Source organism: Streptomyces sp. NBC_01217, from assembly GCF_035994185.1.
Taxonomy (GTDB): Bacteria; Actinomycetota; Actinomycetes; order Streptomycetales; family Streptomycetaceae; genus Streptomyces.
Genome location: NZ_CP108538.1, coordinates 3,982,806 through 4,002,500 on the forward strand (window position 1 = coordinate 3,982,806; position 19,695 = coordinate 4,002,500).

Below are 19,695 nucleotides of genomic sequence, written 5' to 3' on the forward strand. Positions count from 1 at the left end.
AGGACCCCGGTCCGGGCAGGGCGGGCAAGGGGGGCGACGGCCCGCACCCTCACTCAGCCGCTACGCGCGGCCCAGCCGCTGCGCGACCTCCGTCGCCCAGTACGTCAGGATCATCTGCGCACCGGCCCGGCGGATGCCGGTCAGGCTCTCCATGATCGCCGCGTCCCGGTCGATCCAGCCTCGCTCGGCGGCGGCCTCGATCATCGCGTACTCGCCACTGATCTGGTACGCGGCGACCGGCACGTCCACCGAGTCGGCGACCTTCGCGAGGATGTCCAGGTACGGTCCGGCCGGCTTGACCATGACCATGTCGGCGCCCTCTTCGAGGTCGAGCGCCAGCTCGCGCAGGGACTCGCGGGCGTTCGCCGGGTCCTGCTGGTACGTCTTGCGGTCGCCCTTGAGCGAGGAGCCGACGGCCTCGCGGAACGGCCCGTAGAACGCCGAGGAGTACTTGGCCGTGTAGGCGAGGATCGAGACGTCCTCGTGGCCCGTCTGGTCGAGCGCGTCGCGGACGACGCCGACCTGGCCGTCCATCATGCCGCTGGGGCCGACCACATGGGCGCCCGCGTCGGCCTGGACCTGGGCCATCTCGGCGTACCGCTCCAGCGTCGCGTCGTTGTCGACGCGGCCGTCGGCGGTCAGGACACCGCAGTGGCCGTGGTCGGTGTACTCGTCCAGGCACAGGTCGGACATGACGACGAGCTCGTCACCGACCTCGTCGCGCACCGCGCGCAGGGCGACCTGGAGGATGCCGTCCGGGTCCGTGCCCGCCGTGCCGCGGGCGTCCTTCTTCTCGTCCAGGGGGACGCCGAAGAGCATGATCCCGGAGACCCCGGCCGACACCGCCTCGACGGCGGCCTTCCGCAGGGTGTCCAGGGTGTGCTGCTGGACGCCGGGCATGGCCGAGATGGCGACGGGCGCGTCGATGCCCTCGCGTACGAACGCGGGCAGGATCAGATTCGCCGGGTCGAGCCGTGTCTCGGCGACCATGCGCCGCATCGCCGGGGTAGTCCGCAGCCGCCGGGGCCGGGCGCCGGGGAAGTTTCCGTACACAGTCATCCTTCGAGATTAGACCCGTACACATCACCGTCTTACCGACACCTGCGCCGGGAAAACGGCCGCGGAAACGGGCAGGGGCCCGGCCGCCGAAGCAGCCGGGCCCCTGACACCGTCAAACAGGCCGGTCAGGTCGTCGTACGACGCCGCCGTGCGCCGGGACGCCGCTCGCTCGGCCGCGTCACCGGGTCACCGGCCTCCTTCGCCGCCTCCCGGCGCTGCGCGCCGAACTCGGCGAGGGCCGCGGCCAGCTTGTGCACCGTAGGTTCCGGCGACAGGACGTCGACGCGCAGGCCGTGCTCCTCCGCGGTCTTCGCCGTCGCCGGGCCGATACACGCGATGACCGTCACGTTGTGCGGCTTGCCCGCGATGCCGACGAGGTTGCGCACGGTCGAGGACGAGGTGAAGAGCACCGCGTCGAAACCGCCGCCCTTGATGGCCTCACGCGTGTCGGCGGGCGGCGGCGAGGCGCGGACCGTGCGGTACGCGGTGACGTCGTCGACCTCCCAGCCCAGCTCGATGAGCCCGGCCACCAGCGTCTCGGTGGCGATGTCGGCGCGCGGCAGGAAGACCCGGTCGATGGGGTCGAAGACGGGGTCGTACGGCGGCCAGTCCTCCAGCAGACCGGCGGCGGACTGCTCGCCGGACGGCACCAGGTCCGGCTTCACACCGAAGTCGACGAGCGCGGCGGCGGTCTGCTCGCCGACGGCCGCGACCTTGATCCCGGCGAAGGCACGGGCGTCGAGCCCGTACTCCTCGAACTTCTCCCGGACGGCCTTCACGGCATTGACGCTGGTGAAGGCGATCCACTCGTAGCGGCCCGTGACCAGGCCCTTGACCGCGCGCTCCATCTGCTGGGGCGTACGAGGCGGCTCGACGGCGATCGTCGGGACCTCGTGCGGCACTGCACCGTACGAACGGAGCTGGTCGGAGAGCGACGCCGCCTGCTCCTTGGTACGCGGGACGAGCACCTTCCAGCCGAACAGCGGCTTGGACTCGAACCACGCGAGCTGGTCGCGCTGGGCGGCGGAGCTTCGCTCACCGACCACGGCTATGACGGGCTGGTGCCCCTCCGGCGACGGAAGGACCTTCGCCTGCTTCAGGACCTGGGCGATCGTCCCGAGGGTCGCCGTCCAGGTGCGCTGGCGGGTGGTCGTACCGGCCACCGTCACGGTCAGCGGGGTGTCGGGCTTGCGGCCCGCCGAGACCAGCTCACCGGCGGCCGAGGCCACCGAGTCCAGGCTCGTCGAGATGACGGCCGTGGCATCGCTCGCGCCGACCTCGCTCCAGCAGCGGTCGGAGGCGGTACGCGCGTCGACGAACCGGACGTCGGTGCCCTGCGCGTCACGCAGCGGCACACCGGCGTACGCGGGCACGCCCACGGCGTTGGCGACGCCCGGCACGACCTCGAAGGGGATGCCGGCGGTGGCGCAGGCGAGCATCTCGGCACCGGCGTTCCCGTCCAGTCCCGGGTCGCCCGAGACGGCACGGACGACCCGCCTGCCGCCCTTCGCGGCCTCCATGACAAGATTGGCCGCGTCCCTGAGAACGGGCACACCGGCGGGTGTTGACTGCGCGTCAACAACCGTCAGCTCGGGCGTGCTTACGCCTGCCCGCGCATGGCAGCGAACGACGCCTAGGACGTCCGGTTCGGCGACAAGGACGTCCGCGCTCGCGAGCGCCTCGACGGCGCGCAGAGTCAGCAGTCCCGGATCGCCGGGACCGGCGCCGAGGAAGGTGACGTGCCCTTGTGCGGACAGGGCCGGAAAGTCGGATGCGGCGGGGCCGGTGGGGCTCAAAGTGCTCGCTCCCCCATAAGACCGGCCGCACCCTTGGCGAGCATCTCGGCCGCGAGTTCGCGACCGAGGGCCGCCGCGTCGTCGTGCGACGTGGGGACGGGACCGGTGATGGACATCTGTACCAGCGAGGCGCCGTCGGTGGAACCGACGACACCGCGCAGGCGCAGTTCATTGACAGCCTGTCCGTCGACCAGGAGGTCGGCCAGCGCACCCACAGGTGCGGAGCAGCCGGCCTCCAGGGCGGCGAGCAGGGAACGCTCGGCGGTCACGGCGACCCGGGTGTACGGGTCGTCGAGCTCGGCGAGCGCGGCGGCGAGGTCCGCGCTGGTCGCAGCGCATTCGATCGCCAGTGCTCCCTGGCCGGGAGCGGGCAGGACGGTGTCGACCGACAGGAAGTCGGTCACCTCACCGGTCCGGCCGAGGCGGCTGAGACCGGCCGCGGCGAGTACCACCGCGTCCAGCTCCCCGCTTCGTACAAATCCGATACGCGTATCGACGTTCCCCCGGATCGGCACGGTCTCGATGTCGAGGCCGTGGCTGCGGGCGTACGCGTTGAGCTGCGCCATGCGGCGCGGCGAGCCGGTGCCGATGCGGGCACCGGACGGCAGCTGCTCGAAGGTCAGCCCGTCCCGCGCCACCAGTGCGTCGCGCGGGTCCTCGCGCACCGGTACGGCGGCCAGCACGAGGCCCTCGGGCTGAGCGGTGGGCAGGTCCTTGAGCGAGTGGACGGCGAAGTCCACCTCGCCGCGCAGCAGCGCGGCGCGCAGCGCGGCGACGAACACGCCGGTGCCGCCGATCTGCGCGAGGTGCTCACGGGAGGTGTCGCCGTACGTGGTGATCTCGACGAGTTCGACGGCGCGCCCGGTCACCTCACTGACCGCGTCGGCGACGAGGCCGGACTGCGCCATGGCGAGCTTGCTGCGCCGGGTCCCCAGTCTCAGCGGCCGGGTGGCCCCCGCGCCCTGGGGTGAGTTGTCGGTCATGACCGCCCTCGATTCGGGTCGTTCAGGTCTGCCCGGGAGACGGCGGCGACCGTCTGCGGGTCGAGGTCGAAGAGTTCCCGCAGCGCATCGGCGTACCCGGCGCCGCCGGGCTCGCTGGCGAGCTGCTTGACCCGCACGGTGGGCGCGTGCAGGAGCTTGTCGACGACGCGGCGCACGGTCTGCGTGATCTCGGCGCGCTGCTTCTCGTCCAGGTCGGGGAGGCGTCCGTCGAGCCGCGCGATCTCGCCCGCGACCACTCCGGCGGCCATCGTGCGCAGGGCGACGACGGTCGGGGTGATGTGGGCGGCGCGCTGGGCGGCACCGAAGGCGGCGACCTCGTCGGCGACGATGGTGCGCACCTGGTCCACATCGGCGGCCATCGGGGCGTCCGCGGACGCCTCGGCGAGCGACTCGATGTCGACGAGGCGCACGCCGTCGAGGCGGGCGGTGGCGCCGTCGATGTCACGCGGCATGGCGAGGTCGAGCAGGGCGAGGCGGACGGGGCCGGTGCCCTGGGCGGGCACGGTGGTCCGGCGGACGGCCTGGCGCACCGTGCCGGAGGTGCCGTTCTCCACCCAGGCGGCGTGCCGGTCGGAGTCGGCGGGCGGCGCGGGCACGGACGCGGCGGGTGCGGCGGGCGCCTCGGCGGCGGGGTCGAAGGCCAGGCCGAGCGCTCCGGCGACGGCCTCGGCGGTCAGCACGAGCCCCGTCGCGCCGGTGCACGAGACGACGACGTCGGCACGTGTCAGTTCGTCACAGACCGCGGCCATCTCCACGGCGCGAGCGGTCACTCCGGTGCCACCGGGCTGGGCCAGGATCTCGACGAGCCGGTCCGCGCGGGCCCGGGTCCGGTTGGCGACGGTGATCTCGGAGACACCGGCGCGGGCCAGGGTGGCGGCGGCCAGCGAGGACATCGAACCGGCGCCGATCACCAGGGCGCGCTTGCCCCTGGCCCAGTCGGCGACGTCCGCACCGGCGGCGAGCTGTTCGAGACCGAAGGTGACGAGCGACTGCCCGGCCCGGTCGATCCCGGTCTCGCTGTGGGCGCGCTTGCCGACCCGCAGGGACTGCTGGAACAGGTCGTTCAGCAGCCGGCCCGCGGTGTGCAGCTCCTGCCCCAGCGCGAGCGCGTCCTTGATCTGCCCGAGGATCTGGCCCTCGCCGACGACCATCGAGTCCAGCCCACAGGCCACCGAGAAGAGGTGGTGGACGGCCCGGTCCTCGTAGTGCACATAGAGATACGGAGTGAGCTCGTCCAGTCCGACGCCGCTGTGCTGGGCGAGGAGCGTGGACAGCTCGGCGACGCCCGCGTGGAACTTGTCCACGTCGGCGTACAGCTCGATGCGGTTGCAGGTGGCCAGCGCGGCCGCCTCGACCGCGGGTTCCGCGGCGAGGGCGTCCTGGAGGAGCTTGGCCTGCGTCTCGGCAGCCAGCGATGCCCGCTCCAGTACGGAGACGGGGGCGCTGCGGTGGCTCAGCCCTACGACGAGAAGACTCATGCCGGCATCACGGCGGGCATGTCCCCGTCAGGTCCTTTTCTGCTGGCTGCGGCCGCGCGCACGGGGGGTGCGCCCGGGTCGTCCGAGCCGCTCTCGGCGGCGTCCTCGCCGGCCTTGCGCTGCTCGTGGAAGGCGAGGATCTGCAGCTCGATGGAGAGGTCGACCTTGCGGACGTCGACGCCGTCGGGCACGGAGAGCACCGTCGGCGCGAAGTTCAGGATGGAGGTGACACCCGCGGCGACGAGCCGGTCGCAGACCTGCTGCGCGGCACCGGCGGGGGTCGAGATGACGCCGATCGACACCCCGTTGTCGCTGACGATCTTCTCCAGATCGTCGGCGTGCTGCACGGGGATGCCGGCGACGGGCGTTCCGGCCATCGCCGGGTCGGCGTCGATCAGTGCGGCGACCCGGAAGCCGCGGGAGGCGAAACCGCCGTAGTTGGCGAGCGCGGCGCCGAGGTTACCGATACCGACGATCACGACCGGCCAGTCCTGGGTGAGCCCGAGCTCGCGGGAGATCTGGTAGACGAGATACTCGACGTCGTACCCGACTCCGCGCGTTCCGTAGGACCCGAGGTAGCTGAAGTCCTTGCGCAGCTTGGCGGAGTTGACCCCCGCCGCCGCGGCGAGCTCCTCGGACGAGACCGTGGGGACCGAGCGCTCGGAGAGCGCGGTCAGTGCGCGCAGATACAGCGGAAGCCGGGCGACGGTGGCCTCGGGAATTCCTCGGCTACGGGTCGCCGGTCGGTGATTTCGGCCAGTTGCCACGGTGCTCCTGCGGGATGAGCGGGGCTGCAGGCGGCCGTACGTCCCAAGGCCGCCCCGTCGAATGCAGGCTATGTCTTTGTGAACGCGTGCACAAAGATGGTGTCCGTTTTGTCCGGTCAAAGTGACCGGGGTCACGCGCATCCGTTGCGCGATCCCGGAACCAAGGATCGCATCAGCCCGTTGCAGGTCCGAAGGGGGCAAAGCGGTACACACTCCTCACAGCCACTCCCCCGAGACCACTCAAAACGCCCACGATGGTAACCGCGTTCGCCTAGGAGCGCAGTGCGTCGCGCAGCCTCACGGGATCCACCCGCCAGAACGTGTGCTGTTCGTCATCGATCAGGACGACCGGAATCTGCTCCCAGTACGCCCGGTGCAGCTCCTCGTCCTGGGTGATGTCCTTCTCCTCCCAGGACGCACCGGTCTCCGCACACACCTCCCGCACCACTGCCCTCGCGCCGTCACAGAGGTGACATCCGGGCTTCCCGACCAGGGTCACCACCCGGTCCGCGGGCTTCTTCTTCATACGTCGCAACAGGGCACTCATGCCCCCATTCTGCGCCGCGCAGGACCGGCAGTCCGCGCCGGAACGGGCCGGAACAGGACAGGTTCCCCCTCGATCCGCGACACCTCACCCAATACGCCCCGAATCGCCCGTTTAACACATCCGCAGCCGAGAGTTCACGGCACGGCATCCCGGCAGGTCCGGAAGGGCCGAACCGACTGGCTATGCTCACGCCATGGCCGCTCTTGGATGGCTCACACCCCGTAGGCGCCCCGCGACAGCACGGAGCGTGCTGGCAGGCGAGGCAGCAGCTGAGGCAGCGCGGAAGTCCTCCCTCCCCACCGGCACGTCCGAGGAGGCGCCCTTCCCCGTCGTCGGCGACGAACGGGCCGCCGCCTTCTTCGACCTGGACAACACCGTGATGCAGGGCGCAGCGATCTTCCACTTCGGCCGCGGTCTGTACAAGCGGAAGTTCTTCCAGCGCCGCGAGCTGACCCGGTTCGCCTGGCAGCAGGCCTGGTTCCGACTGGCCGGCGTCGAGGACCCGGAGCACATGCAGGACGCCCGCGACAGCGCCCTGTCCATCGTCAAGGGCCACCGCGTCTCCGAGCTGATGTCCATCGGCGAGGAGATCTACGACGAGTACATGGCCGACCGCATCTGGCCCGGCACCCGCGCCCTCGCCCAGGCCCACCTCGACGCCGGACAGCGCGTCTGGCTGGTCACCGCCGCCCCGGTGGAGACCGCCACGATCATCGCCCGCCGCCTCGGCCTGACCGGCGCGCTCGGCACGGTCGCCGAATCCGTAGACGGCGTCTACACCGGCCGCCTGGTCGGCGAGCCGCTGCACGGCCCCGCGAAGGCCGAGGCGGTCCGCGCCCTGGCCGCGGCCGAGGGCCTGGACCTCGACCGCTGCGCCGCGTACAGCGACTCGCACAACGACATCCCGATGCTGTCCCTGGTCGGACATCCGTACGCGATCAACCCGGACTCCAAGCTCCGCAAGCACGCCCGCGCGCTCGACTGGCGGCTGCGGGACTACCGGACGGGCCGCAAGGCCGCCAAGGTCGGCATCCCGGCCGCGGCCGGCGTCGGCGCACTCGCGGGCGGCACCGCCGCCGCCGTCGCCCTGCACCGCCGCCGTCGCTGACGCACATTCGTTCGCGCCACGCCCGGCGGCCTGCCGCCAATCGGGACCCCTTACCCACCGACCGCTCCCGCCAGTCGGATTGCTCGCACCCGACCACAACCCGTCGCGCTCATAGGCAGATCACGAAGTAATCCGATCAATAACCGGTCACGATGTGCTACTTGATGCATCGAATAGTCGCTACAGAAGCGACGTAATCGATGATTTGAGCAACTGGGTGTAGCACTGCCTGTACGAAGCGTTATTCTCCTCAGACGCATTCCGGAACCCCCCACTCACTACGACGAGTGACGGTTTCGCACTGCACGTGATGGAAGCTCTGCCTCTGGGAGTCCCGTGTACCCACACGTCGGGGTTGACGCCTCGGGCCTGGCTACGCTGCGCGCAACGGTCGCCGACCGCTTGCGCGGCTTCGTCCCCACCGCGTACGCCGTACCCGCATTCGCCGCCCCTGCACCTGTCGGCCCTTGCTACGCCCTGGCCGAACGCGGTGCAGCGGTCGGAAGACGCAGCAACCGCGGCGCAACAACCACGTCCACCGTTCGTCGGCCGACCGCCGACAGCGACAGCGCGCGCATGATGGATCTCGTCGAGCGCGCACAGGCCGGCGAGGCCGACGCCTTCGGCCGCCTCTACGACCAGTACAGCGACACCGTGTACCGCTACATCTACTACCGCGTGGGCGGCAAGGCGACGGCGGAGGACCTCACCAGTGAGACCTTCCTGCGCGCCCTGCGCCGCATCTCCACGTTCACCTGGCAGGGCCGCGACTTCGGCGCCTGGCTGGTCACGATCGCCCGCAACCTCGTCGCCGACCACTTCAAGTCCAGCCGCTTCCGGCTGGAAGTGACCACCGGCGAAATGCTCGACGCCAACGAGGTCGAGCGCAGCCCCGAGGACTCCGTCCTGGAGTCCCTCTCCAACGCCGCACTGCTGCAGGCCGTGCGCCGACTCAACCCCCAGCAGCAGGAATGCGTGACCCTGCGTTTCCTGCAGGGCCTCTCGGTCGCCGAAACCGCCCGGGTCATGGGCAAGAACGAGGGCGCGATCAAGACCCTGCAGTACCGCGCCGTCCGCACCCTGGCCCGGCTCCTTCCGGACGATGCCCGCTGACCTCACCCCCGGCCGAATCACTCTCGGCGATATGCTCAACACGCACTGGTCCGATCATCCTTCTTGCGTAACCCAAGTGCCGCGCCCCTCGTTGTGCCGGTTGCAGGCCCCCTGTCGTCACCCCATGTCCGCCGACACTCACTCTTTCGTGTGGAGGCGCTCAAGGTGTGCAACCTTCCGGACCCTCAGGGGAGTCGACCGTCATGACGAGAGGAGGTGCCGCCAGTGATCGCAAACGTTTCGGCACACCGGCGGGCGAACGCCTTCGCCCAGGCCGTGGAGGAGCAGTCGCTCCACGGTGCGGCGGCCGTACAGCCCGAGGAACCGGCCGAACAGGCCGACCACGGACCGCTGTTGGCCCTGGCGAACGGCCTCGGCGAGCTACCGCGGCCGGAGTTGGATCCCGAAGTCAAAGTGGTGCAGCGAGCCCAGCTCGTCGCCGCCATGGAGGCCATGTTCGCCGAGGGCGGTGCGTCCTCGGGCCCTACGGTGCCCGAACAGCGGACCAAGGGGGCCCACCGGGCCTCCCCGCTCCGGAAATTCCGTCCGCGTTCACGCTGGACGAAGGGTCTCGCGGCCGGCGGGCTCACCGTCGGTGTGGCCGCGGGAGCCTTCGGCGGAGTGGCCGCTGCCAGTTCCGACGCCCTGCCGGGTGATTCGCTGTACGGGCTCAAGCGCGGCATGGAGGACATCCAGCTCGGCATGGCCAGCGGCGACGCCGACCGGGGCGAGGTCTACCTCGACCAGGCGTCGACCCGGCTCAGCGAAGCCCGCAGGCTGATGGAGCGCACCCGCTCCGGCGATCTGGACCACGAACAGCTCGGCGAGGTCAGGCGCACGCTCAACGGCATGACGCACGACGCCACCGAGGGCCACCGCCTGCTCCACGCCGCCTACCAGCGCAACGGCGCCATCGGCCCGATCCAGACCCTGGAATCCTTCTCCCGCTCGCACCGCGGCAGCTGGAGCAGCCTGCGCGACCGGCTGCCCGTGCAGCTGACCGATGTCGGCGAACAGGTCAGCTCGGTCTTCGACGCCATAGACGAAGAGGTCGGACCGCTGCAGTCGCTGCTGCCCCGCACCCCGGACAGAAGCGGCGATTCACAGCAGTCCGACGGTTCGGAACAGGGCACGGGATCGTCCCCCACGGACCGGTCCGAGCCCTCGTCACCGGACGCCTCACAGGGCCCGGGCGACAGCGCCTCGCCCCACCCGTCGACCTCCGGCAGCAGTCCGTCCGACGGCCTGATCACCGGCGGTACGGACGGACTGCTCGACACCCCGCCGCCGGGCAGCACCCCGTCCGACGACGGCCGGATCAGCCCCCCGTCCCCCCCGGACGTCACACTGCCCCCGCTCCTCCCCGGCCTGCTCCCGGGCCTGGGAATCCACGGCGAGGACCTGGACGACTGACGAACGCGATCGCCGGACGGGCAGAACCAAGCCCGTCCGGCGATTGAATCAAGCCCGTGCGGCGTCAGAAGAACACCGACCTCCGCTGCACCAGCAACTTGTACAGCGTGTGCTGAATCTGCTCCCGCACCTGATCCGTCAGATTGAACATCAGCATCGGATCCTCCGCCGCCTCCACCGGATACCCACTCGTGGAAATCGGCTCCCCGAACTGAATCGTCCACTTCGTCGGCAACGGCACCGCCCCGAGCGGCCCCAGCCAGGGAAACGTCGGCGTGATCGGGAAGTACGGAAAGCCCAGCAGCCGCGCCAGCGTCTTCGAGTTGCCGATCATCGGGTAGATCTCCTCCGCCCCCACGATCGAGCACGGAACGATCGGCACCCCGGCCCGCAGCGCCGTGGAGACGAAGCCGCCCCGCCCGAAGCGCTGCAGCTTGTACCGCTCGCCGAACGGCTTGCCGATGCCCTTGAAGCCCTCCGGCATCACGCCGACGACCTCGCCTTGCCGCAGCAGCCGCTCCGCGTCCTCCGCGCAGGCCAGTGTGTGACCGGCCTTGCGGGCAAGCTCGTTGACCACCGGCAGCATGAAGACGAGATCGGCGGCGAGCAGCCGCAGATGCCGCCCCGCCGGATGGTTGTCGTGCACGGCGACCTGGAGCATCAGCCCGTCCAGCGGCAGCGTCCCCGAGTGGTTGGACACGATGAGAGCCCCGCCCTCGGACGGAATGTTCTCGATGCCCTTCACCTCGACCCGGAAGTACTTCTCGTACACCGGCCGCAGCATCGACATCAGGACCTGATCGGTCAGCTCCTTGTCGTATCCGAACTCGTCGACCTCGTACTCACCGGTGACCCGCCGCCGCAGGAACGCGAGCCCGCCCGCGATCCGCCGGTCCCAGCCGCCGCTCCCGGCCCCCTCCAGGGGCTGCCCGGCCTGCTGGGGCTCCTCCTGCGGCAGCGAGGCGTCCTGCTGCCCGGGAAGCGCGCTGACGGCCGCAGTCCCGACCACAGAGGCCGCCGCGGGCCCCTGGCCCCGGCTGCTGCCGCCCCCCGCGGACCGGCGTCGCGCGGAGCGCGATGAGCCGCCCGACCGCGAACGGTCGTCGTCGAACGGAATGACCTTGGCATCCGCCATCGTCGATGCGCTCCTCTACCTGGCGCTGGGGGCCGGGCGTGTGTCGCCCGCCCCGGTGATCCCCGGGACTTCGCCACCCGGCCGGGCGAACGGCATCGCGGCCAGCCGGTCGACCGCCCTGCCCACCGCCTCGGGCGGCAGCAGTCCCGGCCCCTGACTGCGCGCGAACTCCGCGAACGTCTGAGCAGTACTGAACTCCGGGTGGAAACCGAGGGTCTCGCGCATCTGCACGGTGGAGACCACCCGGCCGTGGGTGAGCAGCCGGATCTGCTCCGGCGAGAAGTCCGTCATGCCGACCGTACGCAGCGCCTGGCCGACCCAGGTGACGGCGGGCAGCAGCAACGGCATCGTGGGCCGCCCCAGCCGCCGCGAGCACTGCGAGAGCAGCAGCACGCCGTCCCCCGCGATGTTGAAGGTGCCGCTGTTCAGCGTGGAGCGCCTCGGTTCGCGCGAGGCGATCCCCAGGACGTCGACGACATCGTCCTCGTGCACGAACTGGAGCCGGGGGTCGTATCCGAACACCGTCGGCAGCACGGGCAGCGACAGATAGTCGGCGAGCGGAGAATCGGCCTTGGGCCCCAGGATGTTCGCGAACCTGAGCACGCACACGGCGACGTCCGGCCGGCGGCGGGCGAAGCCCCGTACGTACCCCTCGACCTCCACCACGTCCTTGGCGAAGCCCCCGCTCGGCAGGGACTTGGGCGGGGTGGTCTCGGTGAAGACCGCCGGATCGCGGGGCGCGGAGCCGTACACGTTCGTACTGGACTTGATCACCAGCCGCCGCACGCTCGGCGCCTTCTGGCAGGCCCCGAGCAGCTGCATGGTGCCGATGACGTTGGTCTCCTTGACCGTCGTCCGGCCGCCCGTGCCGACCGACTTGGCGGAGACGTCCAGATGGACGACCGTGTCGACGGAGTGCTCGGCGAGGACTCTGGCGATCGCGGGCTGACGGATGTCCGCGCGGACGAAGTCGGCGTCGCCCAGCTGGTGTCCGGGCGCGACCGCGTCGACGGCGATCACCCGGTCCACTTCCGGATCACGCTGGATGCGCCGCACGAAGCGGCCGCCCAGCTGCCTGGCCGCTCCGGTGACCAGCACGACCTTCCCCAAGATCAGCGCCTTCCGTCGAAAGGTTTCCCCTGGCCGTCACCGTAGCGGGTGGATGTTGCCCTGTGATGACTGCGCGGCGGCCTTCTGCCGAGTCTTTGGCCCGAATGCGCGTACGCACCGCCCGCGACGTACCGCCCCGCAACGCGCCGCAGCCCTCCCGCCAGGTCGGCGGGAGGGCTGCGGATTCACGAACTGCGTTCGCCTACTTCTTGTTGCGACGCTGAACGCGCGTGCGCTTGAGCAGCTTGCGGTGCTTCTTCTTGGCCATCCGCTTACGCCGCTTCTTGATAACAGAGCCCACGACTACCCTCGCTCACTTCTTCTTCACTGGTGCGGGGCGTCTGGGCCCACACGACCTACGTCGGCCTAGCCTACCCGCCACCGCGTGAGGGGCGTAATCCGAGGTGAACCTCAGGCGGACTCCACCCCCACGAAGGACTCGCGGAGATACTCGTGAACCGCTTGCTCCGGAACCCGGAAGGACCTGCCCACCCGGATCGCCGGCAGATGACCGCTGTGCACCAAGCGGTACACGGTCATCTTCGACACCCTCATGACCGAGGCGACTTCCGCCACAGTCAGAAACTTGACCTCGTTGAGAGGCCTCTCGCTGCCAGCAGCCATGACCCACCTGTACCTTCCGCACCGGACGCGCACCGGCTTCCCCTCCGGTGACTCTTCGTCGCTGTGCGCTCACTGCCCAGATTAGGGGCGTGTGATGCGAGTGGGGAAGAGGAGAGACGATCGGCCGCCTACTGTGACAGACGCGCCCGATTGAGTACATAGCGCGTGAGCGGCCGGTAGTAGGCGGACCGGACGGCGTCGTCGAGCGGAACGGCGACCGACACCCGCCCCTCGGCCTCCCCGACGAACAGCGCGGGATCATCCGTATCCGCGAGCCCGATCGCCTCGATGCCCAGCTGACCTGCCCCGCAGACCCATCCGTGGTCCCCGACCACCAGCTCCGGCAGCCGCCCCCGGCCCTCCGCGGCAGCCTCCAGAGCGACCCGGACCGGAAGTGGCGAATGGGTATGTGCGCCGGTGTCACCACCCGGAGCCCGCGCGCCGGGTTCACACACCATCGCAACTCCTCCTACATAGTCCAGGCGGCGCGTGCGTACGCCGAACCGGGTCGTTATGTCGATACATCGCCCCTGCGCGGGGGTGAGAACAGGACATCCGGCCGACGACATGGCGTCTGCCAGCTCTGCGTAGAAACCGAGCAGCCGGTGCGGATGGCCTGTCCCGAACAGCACCGGCGCCCGCCGGGCCGCGGCATGCGACAGTCGCTCGGCAAAGGCAACCAGACCCGCCAGAGTCCGCTCCGGATCGATCACATCAAAGCCCGAGACATGAGCAGGATCGTCCGAAACCCCGCACTTGTCGGCCATCAGACGAAGAAGATCGGGCTCGTTCCAGCACCGTTCGGGGGCCAGTCCGAGCATCGCCCGCGGGTCACGGGCCGCGAAGAGCCGATAGCTCCGCAGGCTCACTTCCCTCGTCGTGGCCACGGGCCCGGCAAGCCGGGCCGCCAGCAGATGCGCACGCAGCGCTCCGGTGCTCAACACTTCACCGATGCTCCCCCAATCACCCGGACGGGGGGCCAGAAGCCCGGTTACGCCCCACAGTTGGCGTAACCATTCCTCACCGCCGTACAAAAACGGCCGCATCGCGACCACCCCCGCCCGCTCAGGTCAGCAGCCCCCGCAACGGGAACGCCGCCCGCCTGGTCGCCAGCACCGCCTGGTCCAGCCGGTCCGCGGGGTCGTACCCCTCCTCCCACGACTTCCAGGAAGGAGTACGCCCATCCGTCATCCGCCCCGGCCCCAGCTGCCGCGTCCGGGCATAGACCTCGTCCCGCCAAGAAGCAGGAATCACCGACTCCGGATCCACCGGCGCATGCGCCGCGATCCCCACCAGATGCGTCCAGGACCGTGGCACCACATCGACCACCGCATAACCGCCCCCGCCGAGCGCCACCCAGCGCCCGCCCTCCGCGTACTCATGGGCGAGATCGTGACAGGCCGCCATCACCGCCCGCTGCGCGTCCAGCGACACCGCGAGATGGGCAAGGGGATCGTCGAAATGCGTATCGGCCCCGTGCTGACTGACCAGCACCTGCGGCCGGAAGTCCGCCAGCAGTTCCGGCACCACCGCATGGAACGCCCGCAGCCACCCCGCGTCCCCCGTACCGGCCGGCAGCGCCACATTCACCGCACTGCCCTCACCCGCCCCCGAACCGGTCTCCTCGGGCCAGCCGGTCTGCGGGAAGAGTGTGCGCGGATGCTCGTGCATGGACACGGTCAGGACCCGAGGATCCTCCCAGAACGCCGCCTGCACCCCGTCCCCGTGATGCACATCCACATCTACGTACGCGACCCGCTCGGCACCCAGTTCCAGCAGCCGCGCGATGGCGAGCGCCGGGTCGTTGTAGATACAGAACCCCGCTGCACCGCCCGGCATGGCGTGGTGCAGCCCGCCCGCGAAGTTCACTGCATGCGCGGTGTCCCCGCGCCACACCGCCTCGGCCGCCGCCACCGACTGCCCGGCGATCAGCGCCGACACCTCGTGCATCCCCGCGAACGCGGGATCGTCCACCGTCCCGAGCCCGTAGTTCTGATCGGCGTGCTTCGGATCCGTGGAGGCGGCCCGCACCGCGGCCACATAGTCCTCACGGTGCACCAGCCGCAGGGTCGACTCCCCGGCGGGCTTGGCCGCCACCACATCCACCGCACCGTCGAGGCCGAACGCCCGCACCAGCCCCATCGTCAGGGCGAGTCTCACGGGGTCCATCGGGTGGCTTTCCCCGAAGTCGTATCCCGTTACTGCGTCATCCCACATCAGCTGTGCGCGGCCGCTCATGCCCGCCACCGTATCGGGCAGGCTCCGCACCGAACGACTTGGCGTACACGAGCGTCGCAAGCACCAGCACCATCGGCACGAGCATCGCCCCCCGATAGCTCCACGCGTCCCCGAGCGCCCCCACCAGCGGCGATCCCACCAGGAATCCCACGTAGTTGAAGACATTCAGCCGCGCGACGGCCGTGTCGCTCGCCCCGGGGAACATCCGCCCGGCGGCGGCGAACGTCTGCGGCACGATCACACACAGCCCGAGCCCCAGCAGAGTGAACCCGAGCATCCCGACCCACGCCCCACCGGCCACCGCCACCACACCGAACCCGGCAGCAGCCAGCACGCTCCCGCACCGCACCACGGCCACGGCCCCGAACCGCCGGACCCCGAAGTCCCCGACCGCCCGCCCCAGCAGCGTCGTCACCATGTAGACGTTGTACGGAACGGTCGCCAGCTGCTCCGAACTCCCCAGCACATCCTGCAGATACTTCGCGCTCCAGTTGGAGACGGTCGAGTCACCGATGTACGCGAAGCTCATCACCAGACAGAGCGGCAACAGCAACGTGAAGGGGACCGAAACGGCCCCCTTCCCTTGCGCCCCCTCCGGGTTCTCCTGCGCCGACCGGCCCTCGACGTACCACCTGCTCCCGATGAGCGCGATGGGCAGGAGCACGACAACCGCCGGCAGATAGGAGACCAGCAGCGACAGATCCCAGTGCGCCCCGGCCCACGCCATGGACGCCCCGGCGATCCCACCCAGGCTGTACGCGGCGTGGAACCCGAGCATGATGGAACGCCCGTACGCCCGCTGGAGACTGACCCCCATCATGTTCATGGAGGCATCGAGCGCCCCGACGGCCAGCCCGAACACACCGAGCGCCAGCGCCGCCTCCCACAGCACGCTCCCGGCCCCGACGCCGAGCAGCGCAAGCAGCACAACGGGCTGAGCCCACCTCAGTACGCCCCTGGGCCGCACCCGCGCGACCACCTTCTCGGTGACCACGCTGCCCACCCCGGCCAGGATCGGCACCGCGGCCAGGAACACCGGCAACAGCCCGTCGGATATCCCGTAGCGGTCCTGAATGGCGGGAATCCGCGTGACGAGCAGAGCAAAGGTGACGCCCTGCACGAAGAAGCTCAACGCGAGGGAGGCCCTGCCGTGCCGCAAGCGAGCATCTGTCATGGCCGCGAGCGTAGGGCCAGTCTCTACCCATGGGTAGATGGATCAGGCGAGCAATTCCCGCAGTTGGCCCATGTCGGAGAAGTGCCCGTTCACCCCGGCGAGCCGGTCCGCCGGCATCATCGAAGTGAACCCGTACACATCCATCCCCGCGGCCCTGGCCGCCTCCACTCCGAGCGGGCTGTCCTCGATGACGACGCACCGCTCGGGAGGAACCCCCATCCGCTCGGCGGCATACAGGAACAGATCGGGAGCCGGCTTCCCCTGCCCCACGTCCTCCGCGCTGAAGATCCACTCCTCCTCGAACCACTGGTCGAGCCCGGTCTTGCGATGCCCGACCCGGATCCGCTCATGGCTGCTGGAGGACGCGACGCAGTACGCGATCCCGTCGGCGACAAGCTTCCCCAGCACATCCCCCACACCCGCCACCGGCTCCAGCTCCTGCCGGAACCCGGCGAAGACCCGCGAGTGAAGCGTCTCGTCGAAGTCCGCGGGCAGCTTCTCCCCGGTCCTCTCCTCGACGAGATCGTGCACCCGGTGCACGGCAGACCCCATGTAGTCGCGAAGGCACTCCTGGTACGAGGTGGGGTGACCGAGCTCTGTGAGGTACTCGGCCAGGATGGTGTTGGAGATCGGCTCGCTGTCCACGAGCACACCGTCGTTGTCGAAGATGACCAGTTCGTAGCGCATGGTTCGAGCCTAGACGCTCAGAACGCAGAAAAGCCCCGTGCCACAAGGGCACGGGGCTTTCCCGTAAAAGGAGTTCGGCGGCGTCCTACTCTCCCACAGGGTCCCCCCTGCAGTACCATCGGCGCTGAAAGGCTTAGCTTCCGGGTTCGGAATGTAACCGGGCGTTTCCCTAACGCAATGACCACCGAAACACTATGAAACAAACAAACACCGGAACAACACGGCCGTTCGTTATTTCAGAACTAACACAGTGGACGCGAGCAACTGAGGACAAGCCCTCGGCCTATTAGTACCAGTCAGCTCCACCCGTTACCAGGCTTCCACATCTGGCCTATCAACCCAGTCGTCTACTGGGAGCCTTAACCAATCAAGTTGGTGGGAATACTCATCTCGAAGCAGGCTTCCCGCTTAGATGCTTTCAGCGGTTATCCTTTCCGAACGTAGCCAACCAGCCATGCCCTTGGCAGAACAACTGGCACACCAGAGGTTCGTCCGTCCCGGTCCTCTCGTACTAGGGACAGCCCTTCTCAATATTCCTACGCGCACAGCGGATAGGGACCGAACTGTCTCACGACGTTCTAAACCCAGCTCGCGTACCGCTTTAATGGGCGAACAGCCCAACCCTTGGGACCGACTCCAGCCCCAGGATGCGACGAGCCGACATCGAGGTGCCAAACCATCCCGTCGATATGGACTCTTGGGGAAGATCAGCCTGTTATCCCCGGGGTACCTTTTATCCGTTGAGCGACAGCGCTTCCACAAGCCACTGCCGGATCACTAGTCCCGACTTTCGTCCCTGCTCGACCCGTCGGTCTCACAGTCAAGCTCCCTTGTGCACTTACACTCAACACCTGATTGCCAACCAGGCTGAGGGAACCTTTGGGCGCCTCCGTTACTCTTTAGGAGGCAACCGCCCCAGTTAAACTACCCATCAGACACTGTCCCTGATCCGGATCACGGACCCAGGTTAGACATCCAGCACGACCAGAGTGGTATTTCAACGACGACTCCACAACCACTGGCGTGGCCGCTTCAAAGTCTCCCACCTATCCTACACAAGCCGAACCGAACACCAATATCAAACTATAGTAAAGGTCCCGGGGTCTTTCCGTCCTGCTGCGCGAAACGAGCATCTTTACTCGTAGTGCAATTTCACCGGGCCTATGGTTGAGACAGTCGAGAAGTCGTTACGCCATTCGTGCAGGTCGGAACTTACCCGACAAGGAATTTCGCTACCTTAGGATGGTTATAGTTACCACCGCCGTTTACTGGCGCTTAAGTTCTCAGCTTCGCCGACCCGAAAGTCAGCTAACCGGTCCCCTTAACGTTCCAGCACCGGGCAGGCGTCAGTCCGTATACATCGCCTTACGGCTTCGCACGGACCTGTGTTTTTAGTAAACAGTCGCTTCTCGCTGGTCTCTGCGGCCACCCCCAGCTCACCGAGTAAATCGGATCACCAGTGATGGCCCCCCTTCTCCCGAAGTTACGGGGGCATTTTGCCGAGTTCCTTAACCATAGTTCACCCGAACGCCTCGGTATTCTCTACCTGACCACCTGAGTCGGTTTAGGGTACGGGCCGCCATGAAACTCGCTAGAGGCTTTTCTCGACAGCATAGGATCATCCACTTCACCACAATCGGCTCGGCATCAGGTCTCAGACTTAATGTGTGACGGATTTGCCTATCACACGCCCTACACCCTTACCCCGGGACAACCACCGCCCGGGCTGGACTACCTTCCTGCGTCACCCCATCGCTTACCTAATACAAGTCTGGTCCGTCGGCTCCACCACTACCCTCAACTCCGAAGAGATCGGGCCGGCTTCACGGACTTAGCATCGCCTGATTCAGTACTGGGCGTTTCAAAGCGGGTACCGGAATATCAACCGGTTGTCCATCGACTACGCCTGTCGGCCTCGCCTTAGGTCCCGACTTACCCTGGGCAGATCAGCTTGACCCAGGAACCCTTAGTCAATCGGCGCACACGTTTCTCACGTGTGTATCGCTACTCATGCCTGCATTCTCACTCGTGAACCGTCCACAACTCGCTTCCGCGGCTGCTTCACCCGGCACACGACGCTCCCCTACCCATCCACACTCCCGTTGGGGATATATGTGTGAATGACACGACTTCGGCGGTACGCTTGAGCCCCGCTACATTGTCGGCGCGGAATCACTTGACCAGTGAGCTATTACGCACTCTTTCAAGGGTGGCTGCTTCTAAGCCAACCTCCTGGTTGTCTCTGCGACTCCACATCCTTTCCCACTTAGCGTACGCTTAGGGGCCTTAGTCGATGCTCTGGGCTGTTTCCCTCTCGACCATGGAGCTTATCCCCCACAGTCTCACTGCCGCGCTCTCACTTACCGGCATTCGGAGTTTGGCTAAGGTCAGTAACCCGGTAGGGCCCATCGCCTATCCAGTGCTCTACCTCCGGCAAGAAAC

General features: G+C 68.5%; 17 protein-coding genes and 2 rRNA genes (1 of these 19 cut by a window edge). 3 read left to right on the plus strand and 16 right to left on the minus strand.

Features of this window, described 5'->3' with window-relative positions; translation table 11 throughout:
* Nucleotides 1-60: 60 nt before the first annotated feature.
* From hemB to OG507_RS17515, 6 genes are all read right to left on the minus strand, one after another.
* Nucleotides 61-1,059 (minus strand): porphobilinogen synthase, encoded by a 999-nt coding sequence (hemB, locus tag OG507_RS17490; protein ID WP_327368126.1) that lies wholly within the window; start codon nucleotides 1,057-1,059, stop codon nucleotides 61-63.
* Nucleotides 1,060-1,184: 125 nt separating this feature from the next.
* Nucleotides 1,185-2,855, minus strand: coding sequence for a bifunctional uroporphyrinogen-III C-methyltransferase/uroporphyrinogen-III synthase (locus tag OG507_RS17495; protein WP_327368127.1), 1,671 nt, complete (start codon nucleotides 2,853-2,855; stop codon nucleotides 1,185-1,187).
* A complete protein-coding gene (gene hemC, locus OG507_RS17500) occupies nucleotides 2,852-3,838 on the minus strand; it encodes a hydroxymethylbilane synthase (RefSeq protein ID WP_327368128.1) in 987 nt (328 codons plus the stop codon). The genes OG507_RS17495 and hemC overlap by 4 nt, the downstream gene beginning before the upstream one ends.
* The gene (locus OG507_RS17505; protein ID WP_327368129.1) at nucleotides 3,835-5,337 is read right to left on the minus strand and encodes a glutamyl-tRNA reductase; all 1,503 of its coding nucleotides are present in this window, start codon (nucleotides 5,335-5,337) and stop codon (nucleotides 3,835-3,837) included. Before OG507_RS17505 ends, hemC begins: the two co-directional genes overlap by 4 nt.
* A complete protein-coding gene (locus tag OG507_RS17510) occupies nucleotides 5,334-6,104 on the minus strand; it encodes a redox-sensing transcriptional repressor Rex (protein WP_327368130.1) in 771 nt (256 codons plus the stop codon). The genes OG507_RS17505 and OG507_RS17510 overlap by 4 nt, the downstream gene beginning before the upstream one ends.
* A 271-nt stretch (nucleotides 6,105-6,375) precedes the next feature.
* Nucleotides 6,376-6,651, minus strand: coding sequence for a glutaredoxin family protein (locus OG507_RS17515; protein ID WP_327368131.1), 276 nt, complete (start codon nucleotides 6,649-6,651; stop codon nucleotides 6,376-6,378).
* Nucleotides 6,652-6,844: 193 nt separating this feature from the next.
* Between OG507_RS17515 and OG507_RS17520 the strand changes: the two genes are divergently transcribed.
* The 3 genes from OG507_RS17520 (at nucleotide 6,845) to OG507_RS17530 (ending at nucleotide 10,285) form a co-directional block, all read left to right on the plus strand.
* Nucleotides 6,845-7,759: an HAD family hydrolase gene (locus OG507_RS17520; protein WP_327368132.1), complete on the plus strand. Its 915-nt coding sequence runs from the start codon at nucleotides 6,845-6,847 to the stop codon at nucleotides 7,757-7,759.
* A gap of 336 nt (nucleotides 7,760-8,095) precedes the next feature.
* Nucleotides 8,096-8,872, plus strand: coding sequence for an ECF subfamily RNA polymerase sigma factor, BldN family (locus tag OG507_RS17525; protein WP_030974218.1), 777 nt, complete (start codon nucleotides 8,096-8,098; stop codon nucleotides 8,870-8,872).
* A gap of 225 nt (nucleotides 8,873-9,097) precedes the next feature.
* On the plus strand, nucleotides 9,098-10,285 hold the full coding sequence (locus tag OG507_RS17530; protein ID WP_327368133.1) for a DUF5667 domain-containing protein: 1,188 nt from the start codon (nucleotides 9,098-9,100) through the stop codon (nucleotides 10,283-10,285).
* A gap of 64 nt (nucleotides 10,286-10,349) precedes the next feature.
* Here OG507_RS17530 and OG507_RS17535 read toward each other — a convergent pair whose 3' ends face one another.
* The 10 genes from OG507_RS17535 to OG507_RS17580 form a co-directional block, all read right to left on the minus strand.
* Nucleotides 10,350-11,420, minus strand: a complete 1,071-nt coding sequence (locus OG507_RS17535) for a lysophospholipid acyltransferase family protein (protein ID WP_327368134.1) — start codon at nucleotides 11,418-11,420, stop codon at nucleotides 10,350-10,352.
* Nucleotides 11,421-11,435: 15 nt separating this feature from the next.
* Entirely contained in the window at nucleotides 11,436-12,530 is a 1,095-nt protein-coding gene (locus tag OG507_RS17540; RefSeq protein ID WP_327368135.1) for an NAD-dependent epimerase/dehydratase family protein, read from the minus strand.
* Between the two features lie 202 nt (nucleotides 12,531-12,732).
* A complete protein-coding gene (locus OG507_RS17545; protein WP_003948845.1) occupies nucleotides 12,733-12,831 on the minus strand; it encodes a 30S ribosomal protein bS22 in 99 nt (32 codons plus the stop codon).
* A 110-nt stretch (nucleotides 12,832-12,941) separates the two neighbouring features.
* Nucleotides 12,942-13,154, minus strand: coding sequence for a helix-turn-helix domain-containing protein (locus OG507_RS17550; RefSeq protein ID WP_014046653.1), 213 nt, complete (start codon nucleotides 13,152-13,154; stop codon nucleotides 12,942-12,944).
* Between the two features lie 128 nt (nucleotides 13,155-13,282).
* Nucleotides 13,283-14,098, minus strand: coding sequence for a phosphatase (locus OG507_RS17555; RefSeq protein WP_327372010.1), 816 nt, complete (start codon nucleotides 14,096-14,098; stop codon nucleotides 13,283-13,285).
* A gap of 121 nt (nucleotides 14,099-14,219) precedes the next feature.
* A complete protein-coding gene (locus tag OG507_RS17560; RefSeq protein ID WP_327368136.1) occupies nucleotides 14,220-15,392 on the minus strand; it encodes an acetoin utilization protein AcuC in 1,173 nt (390 codons plus the stop codon).
* Nucleotides 15,361-16,566: an MFS transporter gene (locus OG507_RS17565; RefSeq protein ID WP_327368137.1), complete on the minus strand. Its 1,206-nt coding sequence runs from the start codon at nucleotides 16,564-16,566 to the stop codon at nucleotides 15,361-15,363. The genes OG507_RS17560 and OG507_RS17565 overlap by 32 nt, the downstream gene beginning before the upstream one ends.
* A 42-nt stretch (nucleotides 16,567-16,608) precedes the next feature.
* Entirely contained in the window at nucleotides 16,609-17,253 is a 645-nt protein-coding gene (locus OG507_RS17570; RefSeq protein ID WP_327368138.1) for an HAD family hydrolase, read from the minus strand.
* 72 nt (nucleotides 17,254-17,325) lie between these two features.
* Nucleotides 17,326-17,442 (minus strand): 5S ribosomal RNA (gene rrf, locus OG507_RS17575).
* A gap of 77 nt (nucleotides 17,443-17,519) precedes the next feature.
* A 23S ribosomal RNA gene (locus tag OG507_RS17580) occupies nucleotides 17,520-19,695 on the minus strand (it continues 947 nt past the right edge of the window).

What these genes read in the sequence shown, in the direction of transcription:
- OG507_RS17520 (WP_327368132.1), top strand. Translation starts at nt 6,845, where the DNA reads ATGGCCGCTCTTGGATGGCTCACACCCCGTAGGCGCCCCGCGACAGCA.
- OG507_RS17565 (WP_327368137.1), bottom strand. Translation starts at nt 16,566, where the DNA reads ATGACAGATGCTCGCTTGCGGCACGGCAGGGCCTCCCTCGCGTTGAGC.
- OG507_RS17550 (WP_014046653.1), bottom strand. Translation starts at nt 13,154, where the DNA reads ATGGCTGCTGGCAGCGAGAGGCCTCTCAACGAGGTCAAGTTTCTGACT.
- OG507_RS17505 (WP_327368129.1), bottom strand. Translation starts at nt 5,337, where the DNA reads ATGAGTCTTCTCGTCGTAGGGCTGAGCCACCGCAGCGCCCCCGTCTCC.
- OG507_RS17570 (WP_327368138.1), bottom strand. Translation starts at nt 17,253, where the DNA reads ATGCGCTACGAACTGGTCATCTTCGACAACGACGGTGTGCTCGTGGAC.
- hemC (WP_327368128.1), bottom strand. Translation starts at nt 3,838, where the DNA reads ATGACCGACAACTCACCCCAGGGCGCGGGGGCCACCCGGCCGCTGAGA.
- hemB (WP_327368126.1), bottom strand. Translation starts at nt 1,059, where the DNA reads ATGACTGTGTACGGAAACTTCCCCGGCGCCCGGCCCCGGCGGCTGCGG.
- OG507_RS17560 (WP_327368136.1), bottom strand. Translation starts at nt 15,392, where the DNA reads ATGAGCGGCCGCGCACAGCTGATGTGGGATGACGCAGTAACGGGATAC.
- OG507_RS17535 (WP_327368134.1), bottom strand. Translation starts at nt 11,420, where the DNA reads ATGGCGGATGCCAAGGTCATTCCGTTCGACGACGACCGTTCGCGGTCG.
- OG507_RS17515 (WP_327368131.1), bottom strand. Translation starts at nt 6,651, where the DNA reads ATGAGTGCCCTGTTGCGACGTATGAAGAAGAAGCCCGCGGACCGGGTG.